The organism is Clostridium senegalense JC122 (assembly GCF_000285575.1).
Lineage (GTDB): Bacteria > Bacillota > Clostridia > Clostridiales > Clostridiaceae > Clostridium_J > Clostridium_J senegalense.
In genome coordinates this window covers 475,779-489,610 of sequence record NZ_HE611051.1, presented here as the reverse complement: position 1 = coordinate 489,610, position 13,832 = coordinate 475,779, and the positions used below count along the sequence as shown (strand labels likewise).

The following is a 13,832-nucleotide window of genomic DNA, read 5'->3' as shown; positions in this document are numbered from 1 at the left end:
AAAATGAAGAAAGTATAATATAATATTTGGGGAGTATTATAGGGAATACTTTCTTAAAATATAAGGTATAATTTATACCTTAATATATAAATATAATAAATAAGTTTTAGTTTAGATGTATGAAAACATCGTTAATTAGTATATCCAATAGAATAAAAAAAATTCAGAAAAAGAAATTGTTATTTAAGGTAACAGTTTTATTTTTATAAAAATATATTTTAATGGTATTGAATAAATTTAAATTGTAGCTTGTTTCTATATAACAATTGATAACAAAACTTAAATATTAAGTTATTTTCCTATATGTGCTATAATTTGGTCTTTAAATTAAAATTTGATACAATAAATAAAAGATTAATTAAATATATAATTGGATTAGTAAAGGAGAAAATATGGCACAGGTAAAGACAAATGCAATGAGAATTTTAGATAAAAAAATATAAAGTATAATATTATAACCTATGAAAATAAAGATGGAAAAATAGATGGATTATCAGTTGCTGCTAAAATAGGAAAGTCAGAAGACATGGTATATAAAACATTAGTAGCTCAAGGGGTTAGTAAGGAATTATATGTTTTTGTTATACCAGTAAAAGAAGAATTGGATTTGAAAAAAGCATCAAAAATTTGTGGTGAAAAAAAGATTGAGATGATAAAAGTTACAGATATTAATAAATATACTGGGTACATAAGAGGGGGATGCTCTCCAATTGGTATGAAAAAACTATATAAGACCTTTATAAATATCACTGTAGAGTCATTGGAAAATGTTATAGTTAGTGGCGGGAAAATTGGTGTTCAGATAGAAATACCACCTAAAAATTTAATAGAAATTGTAAATGCAAAAACAGCAGACTTGATAAAAGGTTAGGAGAAACTGTATAAAAGTAGAATTTAAATTTTATTTTTATACAGTTTTATTATTATGAAATTATTTTTTTTGCCAGTGTTTTAATATTACATTTATACTTCTTTCCATCTCATTAGAAAATTCTTGACTAAATTTTCTACCATATAAAAATTGACCAAAATTTTCAGCATTATATTTATTAGGTTTAGGAATTTTATTTTCATAGGGCTCATACATAGTTTTAAAATCATCTTTATTTAAATCGTGATAATGTTCAGAGTGAATAATGTATTTTTTATCAAAGCGTGGTGTGATTTTTTTAGGATAATCATCTGGATAGTAACCAAGACAAAGCATGGATATAGGAAATGTCCAATCAGGCAAGTTAAAATGTTTTTTATGGATTTCATAATTTTCAATTATATCACCTATATAGCAAGAGCCTATATTTAAGGATTCTGCAGCAATAACTGTATTCTGAGCAGCTATAAAAGCATCACCAGCAGCTAAAAATAAACTTGATAAATTAGGAGTTTTAAATTTTACATTGGCTTTATTGCAATAATCTTTGATATTACAATTTTCAAAGTATTTATAAAGTCTATGCATATCGGCTAAGAATATTAATATTACTGGTGCAGTAGCTATAAAAGGTTGATTATCACAAGTTTTACTTAACAATTCTTTTGTTTTAGAATCTTTGACTACTATTATAGAATACATCATCATATTCCCAGCAGTAGGAGCTCGCATAGCGCTTTCCAAAATTAAGTTTAAATGATTTTCTTCAATTTCGACATTTTTATATTTTCGCAAAGAAGTTCTGTTAAATATTGAATTTAATGTAGAATTATGCATAATATCCTCCTTGTTTTAAAGTTGAAAATTTACGGAATTTGAATTTAAGTAATAATATCATAAAATTCCAAATATTTCAACTTACAATATAATGTATTAAATGAAAAAATATAGAAATAGTATAAAAATTGTTATATTATTGTATAAAAAGATAAAGTTTGAAGTTATTATATGAGGGGATATTATATGATAAGTTATAATTTGAAAAAAAATGAATTTTATATTAAATTTTTAATTATTTCTGTTTTATTTTATACTTATTTAACATCTAATGCATTAGCTGTAGGAAATCAGCTAAATTTTGAAAGAATTACTAATGAAGATGGATTGTCGCAAAATACTATAAGATCAATTATACAGGATAAAAAAGGATATATGTGGATAGGGACTAATGAAGGGTTAAACATATATGATGGCAATAAATTTGAAGTTATTAAATACAATAAATTTAAAGATAAAGGTTTATCATCTTCTAATATTTTGTGTATTACACAAGATAATAAAGAAAATATTTGGATAGGAACAAAAAATGGACTTAATAGATTTGATACTAAAACCAATAAGATTCAAATATATAAATTTAATGATTGTGATGAGAATAGTATATCTAACAATAGGATAAGAGTATTGATGGTAGATTCTAAAAATAGATTATGGGTAGGCACTGAATATGGTTTAAATATATATAACTATGATGAGGATAATTTTTTTAGATTTTATAAAAGTGATTCTCGTGTAAAGCTAACAGATAATAGAATTACTGCTATAGAAGAAGATAAGAAAGGAAATATATGGGTAGGAACTAAGGATGGGTTAAACTGCATTAATGAAGATTTAAGCAAGATAGATACTTATTCTCATGGAGGAGAGTTATACAATCTAACAGATAATAGTATTACAAGTTTGTGTGTAGAAAATGATAATTTATGGGTTGGAACATTAAAAGGGGGAATTAATAAATTAAATTTAAAGACAAAAGAAAATATTATTTATAACAACGAAACAAAAGAAATATTAAGCAATACTATTACAAAATTAAAGATAGTAAATTGTAATGAAGAAAGCAAAATGTTTATTGGTACTCATAATGGATTAAATATATATGATTTAAAAACTGAAAAAATTATAGAATGCAAAAATAACACATGCGATTTAAAAAGTTTATCAAGTAATGTAGTTATAGATGTATACCAAGATAGAACAGGACTTATATGGATTGGAACTGCAGATGGAATAAATTTATATAACTCAAAAAGTTTTTTTGGACATTATAAAAAAACTGGAGATAAAAACTCTATAAGCAGCAATATAATAAGTGGAATTTATGAAGACAAAGATGAATTACTTTGGGTAGGAACTAGAGACAATGGAATTAATTGCATTGATAGAAAAAATAAAAATAAAGTTATATATAAAGAAGATGAAAATGAACATGTGTGGTCTGTAGTAGGTAATGAAAATGATGAAATATATTGGAATACATCCCGTTATGTAAAAAAATTTAATAAAAATAGCGGAATAAGTACTACACTAGATTTACCTATATGTTCTCCTAAAACGTTATACTTTGATAAAGAAGGTTATCTTTGGATTAGTGGTAACAATGAATTAATAGCAATATCTCCAAATGGTGAAATTATAGATTATAAATTTATTTTAGAAAGTACCATTGGAAGTTTAGATAAAGTTATTTTAACAATACATCAAGATAAAAATGGAGAAATGTGGTTTGGGGGAAATATAGGGCTTATAAGATATAATAAAGAAAATAATAAAATAAAAAATTATTATCATGAAGAAAATAGTTGCAATGGATTAATAAGTAATAGAATAAGTTGTATTAATAGTGATAGTAAAGGTACTATATTAATTGGTAGTGATTATGGAATTAATATGTTAGATCCTAAAACAGAAAAATTTACGCAAGGGGATGAAAGTTCTGGATTACCAAGCAATTATGTATATGGAATATTAGTAGATGAAAAAGATAATCCTTGGATAAGTACTAATCAAGGAATATGTAAATTGGAGATTCAAAATCAATCAATAATCATATTTGATATTTTCGATGGGCTACAAGGAAAAGAATTTAATTTATTATCTTATTTTAAAAATAAGAATGGAGAAATGTTTTTTGGTGGAAATAATGGATTTAATGTATTTAGTCCTAGTAAGTTTAAAGAAGAGGATATTAGTACAGATGTAGTTATAAAAGATATTTCTGTTAAAGATAAAGAAATAGTTGATTATAAGGACTTAAGTTTAAAACATTACGAAAATAGTTTTAATATAAATTTCTTTCTTCCTGATTATAGGAATTTAGGGAATAGAGCATTTTTATATAGATTAAAAGGATTAGACAAGGATTGGAATTTCGGATTAAACTTAAATAATATAAGTTATACTCAGATTCCACCAGGGGATTATACTTTTGAAATATGTTCACAAAATTGTATTGGTCAGTGGAGTAGTCCTAAAAAAGTAAATATTAATATTCAAACACCACCATGGAGAACACCGTTTGCTTATTTGATTTATATAATTATAGTGGCTATGATTATATTATTTTTGTGGAATGAGTTTAAAGTTTTAGATTCTTTAGTAAAACAAAAGACTAGTGAACTAAACAAAGAGTTACATGAAAATGAAAATTTATATAAGAAAATTATTAAACAAGAAAAAAATAAGAATAATTATTTTGTTAATTTGTCACATGAACTTAGAACTCCACTAAATGTTATTTTAAGTAGCCTTCAGCTTATAGATAAATTAAATGAAGAAAAAAGTTATATTCCAAAGGAGAAAATAGTATATTATGTGAAGGTTATGAATAAAAATTCTAATAGATTATTAAAGCTTATAAATAATATAATAGATACTTCAAAAATTGAATCAGGAACATATGAAGTAAAATTTGAAAATGTAGATATTGTTTATTTAGTTGAAGAAGTTGCTCTTTCAATGAAAGATTTAATAGAAAGTAAAGGAATAGAACTTATAATAGATCCTGAAATGGAAGAAAAAATGATAGAATGTGCTCCAGCAGAAATAGAAAGGTGTATTATAAACTTAATAGGAAATGCAGTTAAATTTACAGATAAAGGTGGAAGAATAGAGGTTAGATTGTTTGATTTGGGAGAGCAAGTGAAAATATCTGTAAAAGATACTGGCATAGGTATTGATTGTAAATATCATGATGTAATATTTAATAGATTTTCACAAGCTTATAAAAAATCTACAGAAGAATATGGTGGAAGTGGATTAGGTCTTACAGTTACAAGACAATTGATTCTGTTGCATGAGGGTAATATAGAACTAATTAGTAAAGTTGGAGAGGGAAGTGAATTTGTTATAACACTTCCTGTCTATAGAAATACTCATGTAGGAAGTTTAAATTACTCATAATAAAGTAAATTTAATCTTAAAAAATTTTAGAATGAAAAGTTAATTAGGAGATAATGTTGTTTTAATAATATATTAAAATTTAAAACCACATTATCTTTTTATTTAATATAATTTAAAAAATTATTAAATTTTATTAGTAAAAGTACAAGTGTATGTAATAAAAATACTATAATATAATTATAAAGTTTGTAATAGAATGTTGATTTGAATATTCAAATACTTAGATAAAGTAATTTTATTAAAAGGAGTTTGATATGAAAGAAAAAATTATAATGATTTTTATATTTTTAATTATATTTTGTATAAAGAATTATTCTGTTTATGGAGAAACAGAAATTCATAAATTAAATTTTGAAAATATAACAGTAGATGATGGCTTATCTCAATCATCAGTGAATGCCATATTTCAAGATAGTGAGGGATATATTTGGATAGGAACAGATGATGGACTAAATAGGTATGACGGACATCAGTTTTATGTATATAGATATGATGAAGAAGAGATAAGTATAAACTCCAATTGCATATCGGATATATTCGAAGATGGAGAAGGATATTTATGGATAGGTACTTCACGAGGAATAAATAAAATAAATAAGGATGGTAAAGTTTTAGAGACATATAATGCATATAGTGATTTATCACATTATAAGATTGTAGACATAATGGAAGATAGTAATGAGAGAATATGGGTGGCTACAGAGAATGGGCTGAATATAATAGATAAAAAATCTAAAAAAGTAGATAAATTTTTTAATGAAATAAATAATAGTAACTCGTTAAGTAGTGATTTTATAACTAGTATATGTGAGGATATAAATGGTGATGTATGGATAGGAACTAATAATGGATTAAATAAGTTTGAAGTTAAAGATAATAAATTTATAAGATATGATAATGATTTAGTAAATGGTACATATATAACTAAAGTTTATAACGATAATGAAAAAATTTATGTAGGAACCAAGGAAGATGGATTATTTGAATTAAATATAGAAACTAATAAAATGAGTAAGTATAATTATGAGGACTTAAACGGAAACATAAGTAGTATATTTAAAGATGCTTCAGGAAATTTATGGATTGGAAGTGATAATGGATTAATAAACATTAAAAATAATAATTTTATAACTTATAAAAACAGTTATTATGATAGTCAAAGTTTAGTGAGTAATAATGTGTTATCAATTACCCAAGATAAATCGGGATTAATTTGGGTAGGAACTTATGGAGGAATTAGTATTTTTAATCCTAATAAGTTGTTTACACACTACAAAAGGATTCCTATGATAGATCAAACTTTAAGTTCAGATCAAGTTTCAGGAATATATGAAGATGATGAAGGGTTAATTTGGTTAGGTACCAAAAATGATGGATTAAATGTTTTAGATAGGTACAATAATTCTATTAAAGTATTTAAAAAGGAAGATATAAAATCCATAAGTGACAATCAAATATGGCAAATCACAGGTAAAAGTAACGAGATATGGATAGCTACATCTAATGGATTAAATAAATTTAATAAAAATACGGGAAAATTCACTAATTACTATCATGAGGAGAATGAAAATAGTCTAATAAATAATGATGTTAGATCACTTTTTATTGATAATAAAGGAATACTTTGGATTGGGACAACAAATGGAGTATGTACATTAGACTCAAATGGAAATTTTAAAGACTACTCCTATATATTTAATGATAATAATATAATGGACAAGTCTATAACGTCAATATATGAAGATGAATATGGAAATATGTGGTTTGGAACGTCTATAGATGGAGGAATAGTAAAATATAATAGAGATACGGAGGAAGTTAAAAACTATATTCATATAAAAGGTGAATCGAATACAATAAGTTTTAATGCTATAAAATGCATAACTGGAGATGGTATAGGTAATTTATGGATTGCAACTAGTTATGGAATAAATAAATTTAACATAAAAAATGAAAAATTTATAACATATAATGATAAAAATGGCCTTTCAAATAATTTTACATATGGAATTTTAATTGATGATGATAAGAATCCTTGGATAAGTACAAACAATGGAATTTGTAAATATAACATTGAAAGAGATAGCTTTACAGTTTTTGATATAACAGATGGATTACAAAATAAAGAATTTAATACATATTCTTATTTTAAAAGTAAAAGTGGTGAGATGTTTTTTGGAGGAATAAGTGGATTTAATAGCTTTTATCCAAAGAATATAAATAAGCCTGATTATACTGCAAAAGTTAAAATTGAAAGTTTAAAATTTAATACAAAAGATATAAATATAAAAAAGAATATTGAATTAAAATACGATGAGAACTATTTAAATTTTGAGTTTTTTTTACCTGATTTTAAAAACACTGCACAAACAACATATTATTACAAATTGCAAGGACTAGACGATGATTGGATAGATTCAGAAAATAGGAACTATGCAAAGTATACAAATATTCCACCAGGAAACTATAAGTTTTTAGTTACAGCAAGAAGTTCAAATGGTAATTGGAGTAATCCTACAGAACTTAATATAAAAATATTGAATCCACCTTGGAAATCTGGATGGGCCTATCTAATATATTTGTTGGTAGTTTTACTAATTATATATATAGCATGGAATTATGTAAAAATTTTAGAATCCATAATATTTGAGAGAACTCATCAACTTAATATTAAATTTGCAGAGAACGAAGAATTATATAAACAAGTTATTGAAGTTGAGAAATATAAAAACAACTATTTTGTTAATTTATCTCATGAGTTAAGAACTCCATTGAATTTAATTTTATCATCTGTACAATTAATAAATAGTTTTAATCAGTCTAAAGATGGAATAAGTAGAAATAAATTAGAGGAGTATATGCTAGTTTTACAAAGAAATTCTAAAAGGTTATTAAGGCTTATAAATAATATAATAGACACTTCAAAAATAGAAGCAGGAGAATATAAGTTACATATAGCAAAAGTGGATATTATTTATATAGTTGAGGAATTAGCACTCTCAATGAAAAATTTTGTAGAAGATAATGGTATAGAACTCATTATAGATCCAGAGGTAGAAGAGTTTGAAATTGAATGTGATGGGGATACAATAGAAAGATGTTTAATTAATTTAATTGGAAATGCAGTGAAATTTACTGAAAAAGGCGGAAAGATAGAAGTTGGTGTTTGGACTGATAGTTATAAAGTATATATAGATATTAAAGATACTGGTATAGGAATAGATAAAAAATATCATGAAAGTATATTTAATAGATTTTCTCAGACTTACAGTAAAAGTACTGAGGAACATGGGGGAAGTGGTTTAGGATTGACTGTAACTAAGCAAATAATTGAACTTCATAATGGTGAAATAAAAGTTGAAAGTGAATTAGGAAAAGGAAGTAAATTTACATTAATATTACCTATAAATCAAACAAAAAAACATTGACATTAATTGTCAATGTTTTTTATTTGATTTATAGTTTATTAGATTTCTTTTTTCTATCATAGTTTGCATATAAAATTAATGCAACTGCTGTAAATATTAATGGTCCAGCTAAACTGAATATTGAAGTTATATAGTCATTATTAATAGCAGGTTCTATTATAGAAAATATATTTGCAAAGCCAACAGTAGCTGTAACAATTATAGTTAGTATTAAAGATACTGATTTGCTTTTAAACATTACAAATGGCTTTTTGATCTCATCTTTTCTTTTAAATGATATAAAAGCACCGGCTAAGAACATATAAGGTATGGTCATTGCAACATTTGTCATAGCTATTAATATATCAAAAAATTTAGTAGCTGCGTCTCCTCCGAAAGATACTAATGCAATTATTATAATTACAACAACAGCTTGAACCTTCATTGCAGTTACAGGTATTCCATTTTCAACTTTAGATATTTTGTCATTGAATAATCCTTTTGGAGAACCTTCTATTAATTGTTTTACTGGTGCATATGTCATAGTAAAAAATGCGCCAAATAATGCAAGTAACATGGAAAGTCCAACAAATCTAGCAATCCAGTTACCAATTGATATTGATACTGTTTCACTAAGACCAAAAGTTGTTCCAAGAGTATATCCTAGGTTATTCATTACTATGTAACCAACATTAGCTTTATTAACTACATCAGAAGATAGTGTTTTATCCCAATTGGTAAATATGCCTATACAAAATAGACCAACAGCATAACCAACGGCTATAACTATAGCTGAAAAAGTTAAACCTTTTGGAAAGTTTTTTTCGGCATTTTCTGTTTCATCAACAAGACCACCGACAACTTCTATTCCACCAAATGCAAAAATTGCAAAAACTAAAAATGACAGGATAGATATAGGGCTAGTATAAGCTGGATTTGGTGAAGTCATAAATGATGAAAGTGAATCTATTGGTTGAGCAAGTTTTCCACCATTACCGATTAACACAATTATAGCTCCACCTATAAGTAAAATATTAAGTAATGCAACAGCAGTACCACCTATAGAAGTAACTTTTTTTATTTTATCTAAACCTTTTGTAGAGATAAAAGTTATAAGTGTTATTAATAAAATTCCTAAAATTCCAAGTGTTTTAGGAGAACTCAATCCAAATATAGTCCAAGTTGAAGTCTTATCCACTCCAGAAATAGCTGTAGAAAGTGGAATCCAAATAGTAGATGATATATTAACCATCCAAATTATTGCGGATGTGTACCACATAAAAGTTCCAACAAAAGCATATCTAGGTCCTACTGATTTTTCCATCCAAGAAAAAATACCACCTTTTTCATTTTTAAACGCTGCTCCATATTCTGCTATCATAAATGCAAATGGAATAAAAAATATTAAAGATGAAATTATGTAGAATGGTATAGCACCATATCCCATTAAGTAAAATGATCTTGGCATATTATTAAAGCCATAAACTGAAGTGAATATCATTAATATTAGTGCAGTTAAAGATAACTTTTTATTATTATTATTTGATGACATTTTATTTCCTCCTTTACAAAGTTTACAATTTGTTAATAATTTAGTAACTACAAGATTATATTATACGGGTTTTATGAGAAAAAACAAGATAAAAATTTAAAAAATTTTGAACATATATTAAATATAAATGATTTATACAGTTTGAAAAAATTTGTTAAAAAATTATTGTCAATGGTATTATGTGTATTGATTAAAAAGTAAATACATTTATAGGGTTCCAAGTTGACTCTTAAAGTTATCCATTCCAAAACTTGGATATCTTAAATAGTGAGGTATGTTTTAAATTACTTAAAACTTAGTAATGCATTTTATAAAAATGTTTTGAATTTATTTATTAGGTTTTGATATTAATACAAAAATAGTAAATATAATTTATAATATTTATTTAAATAATATTTTAAGTCTATAAGTAACAAATACTTAAAGCTTTTAATATATATTAAAAAACTTAAATTTAAACATTATAATTAAATTTAAAATAGATATTTATGGTAAAATTAATTTATTAGAATATTTAGAAAAAAAGGGGGAGCGAAGATGAATGAAAAAGAACTTTTAAAAAAGTTATGTGAAAGTCATGGTCCTAGTGGAAGAGAGCATTGGTTATTTGATACTATAAAATGTGCTTTTGAAAGTTTTGGAGAAGTTACAAAAGATAATCTTAACAATGTAATTATAAAGAAAAAAGGTAAGGGCAAAGGAAAGATAATGTTAATGGCCCATGCTGATGAAATATTTATGGTTGTAACTAAAATAGATAAAAATGGATTTTTACAATTTGAAGAAAACGGATTCGATGCTAAGGTTTTAGTTTCTCAAGAAGTCATCATACATGGTAAAGAAAAAATTTCAGGAATCATAGGAGTGAAACCACCACATTTATTTAACGATGAAGATAGAAAAAAAGCAATTAAAGTAGAAGATTTAAGAATAGATACAGGATATAGTGAAGAATCATTAAGAGAAAAAATAAGTGTTGGAGATTTTGTAACTATAAAAAGAAATTTTATAGAACTTTTAAATGATAATGTTTCTGGGAAAGCACTAGATGATAGAGCCTGTATTGGAATACTTTATTCTTGTGCAAAGGAACTTGAAAATATAAATCATGACTTAGATGTGTATTTTGTATGCTCATCACAAGAAGAAGTAGGACATAGAGGTGCCAAAACAGCTACTTATGGAATAAAACCAGATATAGGAATAGCTATTGATGTTGGGTTTGATAATAGTTTTTTGGGAGATGAAGATTCTAATACAGCTTTAGGTGATGGACCAATGATATCTGTAGGACCTAATATTCACCCGAAACTTAGAAGGTATACTATTGATATAGCTAAAGAATATAACATACCTTATGGGGTAGAAGTGTGTCCTGGAGCTACAGGTACAGATGCTTGGGATATACAAATTTCAGCAGATGGAGTACCAACGTTACTGTTTTCATTGGCACAGAGATACATGCATACTTCAGTTGAAGTTGTAAATATAAATGACATTAAGAATGCAGGAAGATTATTAGCTAAAATTATAGAAAAGACAAAATATGAAGATTTGGAGGGGATTTTATGTTTCTAGCAAAGGAACTTGAAAAAGGTGGTTTATTAGATAAACTAACTTCTGCTCATGGTCCTACAGGTTATGAAGGTGAAGTAAGAAATATAATAAAGAAAGAAATAGAAAATTATGTAGATGATATAAAAGTCGATAAAATGGGGAATATAGTTGCACATAAAAAAGGTAACGGTCCTAAAGTTATGATTGCAGCACATATGGATGAAGTTGGATTTATAATTACAGGATATAATAAGGATGGTACTTTAAAATTTAGAGATTTAGGGGGAGTGAATCAGTTAGTTATTCCATCTAAACCAGTTCTAATAGGTGAAAAGAAATTAAAGGGTGTTATAGGAGTAAAAGCTATACATCTACAAAGTTCTGAAGAGAGAAAAAAGCCATTTAACTATTCAAATTGTTGTATAGATATAGGGGCAAAATCAAAAGATGAAGCAATGCAGCAAGTTGAATATGGAGAATATGTGGTTTTTGATACAGAATATGATAGTTTTGGAGAAAATCTTATAAAAGGTAAAGCTTTTGATGATAGAATAGGATGTTTAGTTATTATAGAAATATTAAAAGAAAAATATGATTGTGATTTATATGGGGTTTTTAATGTACAAGAGGAAGTAGGATCTAGAGGAGCAAATATATCTGCATTTAATGTGCAACCAGATTTTGCTATTGTTTTAGAAGGAACTATATGTGCAGATATGCCTAATATACCAGATAATAAAAAAGCAACTGAAGTTAATAAGGGACCTGCAATTTCAATAATGGATAAAAAGAGTATCTTTAGCAATGATATGGTAGAGGAAATAATTAAATGCTGTGATGAAAATAAAATTCCATATCAAAGAAGAAATTCAATAGCAGGTGGAAATGATGCAGGTGTAATCCACACAGTAGGAAATGGAACTTCAAAAATAGCTACAATTTCAGTACCTTGTAGATACATTCATTCTTCAATATCAGTTGCATCACAAAAAGACTATTTAAATACAGTAAAATTGTTAAATTGTTATTTAAAGAAGTTTTAATATATGCTAATTTGCATTTAAATATTAAAGGTAAAGGTTTAGTTCGATATAATAAAAATATATGAAATGGAGTGTATTGGTATGGATATGTTATTAAATAAATTGGCAAAAGCTTTTGGAACTAGTGGACATGAAAAAAATATCAGGTTAGCAATAATAGAAGAATTAGAAAAATTACCAGTAAAATATGAAGTAGATAAAATGGATAATGTAATAGTTACTATTGGTAAAAAAATAGTGATAAAGATATGATGATAGTTTCTCATATGGATTCAGTAGGTCTTATAGTAAACTTTATAGATGAAAAAGGGCATTTATTAGTTGATCAAATAGGTAATTTTCAAGTAAAGGACTTTGTGAATAATTTAGTGGTTTTTGAAAATGGTATAATTGGTAGAGTGTGTTGTAAAAAAGATGAGGTTAAAATAGAAGATGTTTATATAGATTTATTTGTAGATAAAAAGGAAGAAGCTTTAAAAAAAGTAAAAGAAGGTGATGTTGCTGTATTATATGGTGACATAAATGAAGTGGAAGGGAATATAATAGGGCATAATTTAAATAATAAAATAGGATGCTATTCTATGATAAAAGCGTTACAATATATATGTAAACATAACTTGGAATTAAATAATGTAGATAAAAAAATACATTTTGTATTTTCTACTCAAAAACAATTAGGTGGAAGAGGTGCAAGAGCAGCAGCATTTAAACTAGAACCAAATTATTGTTTGGCAATTGATAGTGAAAAAGCATCAGATAACTTTAAAAGTGGACAAGGCGTCGGCATACATGTAGTTGATAGTAATTTAATAGTTCATCATGAAATAAAAGAACTATTAGAAGATGTTTGTAAAGATGATGAAATTAAAAGTCAATATGTTTTTAGTAAAGTAGGAACAGATGGTGGAATGATACACAAGGAACTATGTGGAATTAAAACAGGTGCAATATCAGTACCTGTAAATTATAAGAACACACTTAATGAAACAATAAGTGTTAGTGATATTGAACTTTTAACAAAAGTTATAATAAAAACTATAACTATCCATAACTAAAATTAATTTAAAGTTGTCTTATAATTAAAAAATATGGTTAAGGTATGGAATGTAAATTGTTAGTAAATAATTTCTTTTCTTACCTTAACCTTTAATTGTGGAATA

8 protein-coding genes and 1 pseudogene are annotated in these 13,832 nt (G+C 25.8%); 7 read left to right on the top strand and 2 right to left on the bottom strand.

All coding sequences use genetic code 11. The features are described from left to right. Nucleotides 1-392: 392 nt before the first annotated feature. Nucleotides 393-871 (top strand): annotated as a pseudogene (gene ybaK, locus CSGHG_RS20525) (Cys-tRNA(Pro) deacylase). A gap of 60 nt (nucleotides 872-931) precedes the next feature. Here ybaK and CSGHG_RS10430 read toward each other — a convergent pair. Beyond that, nucleotides 932-1,708, bottom strand: a complete 777-nt coding sequence (locus CSGHG_RS10430; RefSeq protein ID WP_010294815.1) for a nitroreductase family protein — start codon at nucleotides 1,706-1,708, stop codon at nucleotides 932-934. A gap of 186 nt (nucleotides 1,709-1,894) precedes the next feature. Here CSGHG_RS10430 and CSGHG_RS10425 point away from each other — a divergent pair, with 186 nt between their 5' ends. Together CSGHG_RS10425 and CSGHG_RS10420 are read left to right on the top strand one after the other, a co-directional pair. Next, complete coding sequence (locus tag CSGHG_RS10425; protein WP_010294812.1) at nucleotides 1,895-5,113, top strand: ligand-binding sensor domain-containing protein; 3,219 nt, start codon at nucleotides 1,895-1,897, stop codon at nucleotides 5,111-5,113. 254 nt (nucleotides 5,114-5,367) lie between these two features. Beyond that, nucleotides 5,368-8,541, top strand: coding sequence for a ligand-binding sensor domain-containing protein (locus tag CSGHG_RS10420; RefSeq protein ID WP_010294809.1), 3,174 nt, complete (start codon nucleotides 5,368-5,370; stop codon nucleotides 8,539-8,541). Between the two features lie 28 nt (nucleotides 8,542-8,569). On the opposite strand, the gene yjeM is transcribed toward CSGHG_RS10420, so the two are convergent. Next, the gene (yjeM, locus tag CSGHG_RS10415) at nucleotides 8,570-10,072 is read right to left on the bottom strand and encodes a glutamate/gamma-aminobutyrate family transporter YjeM (protein WP_010294806.1); all 1,503 of its coding nucleotides are present in this window, start codon (nucleotides 10,070-10,072) and stop codon (nucleotides 8,570-8,572) included. 537 nt (nucleotides 10,073-10,609) lie between these two features. Here yjeM and CSGHG_RS10410 point away from each other — a divergent pair. The 4 genes from CSGHG_RS10410 to CSGHG_RS10395 all read left to right on the top strand — a co-directional run bounded on the left by CSGHG_RS10410 (nucleotide 10,610) and on the right by CSGHG_RS10395 (nucleotide 13,727). Beyond that, nucleotides 10,610-11,650, top strand: a complete 1,041-nt coding sequence (locus tag CSGHG_RS10410; RefSeq protein ID WP_010294804.1) for a M42 family metallopeptidase — start codon at nucleotides 10,610-10,612, stop codon at nucleotides 11,648-11,650. Next, nucleotides 11,641-12,672: a M42 family metallopeptidase gene (locus CSGHG_RS10405; protein ID WP_010294801.1), complete on the top strand. Its 1,032-nt coding sequence runs from the start codon at nucleotides 11,641-11,643 to the stop codon at nucleotides 12,670-12,672. The genes CSGHG_RS10410 and CSGHG_RS10405 overlap by 10 nt, the downstream gene beginning before the upstream one ends. Nucleotides 12,673-12,753: 81 nt before the next feature. After that, the gene (locus CSGHG_RS23215; protein WP_155844755.1) at nucleotides 12,754-12,924 is read left to right on the top strand and encodes a hypothetical protein; all 171 of its coding nucleotides are present in this window, start codon (nucleotides 12,754-12,756) and stop codon (nucleotides 12,922-12,924) included. Next, nucleotides 12,921-13,727 (top strand): hypothetical protein, encoded by an 807-nt coding sequence (locus CSGHG_RS10395; protein ID WP_026022314.1) that lies wholly within the window; start codon nucleotides 12,921-12,923, stop codon nucleotides 13,725-13,727. The genes CSGHG_RS23215 and CSGHG_RS10395 overlap by 4 nt, the downstream gene beginning before the upstream one ends. Nucleotides 13,728-13,832: the final 105 nt, after the last annotated feature.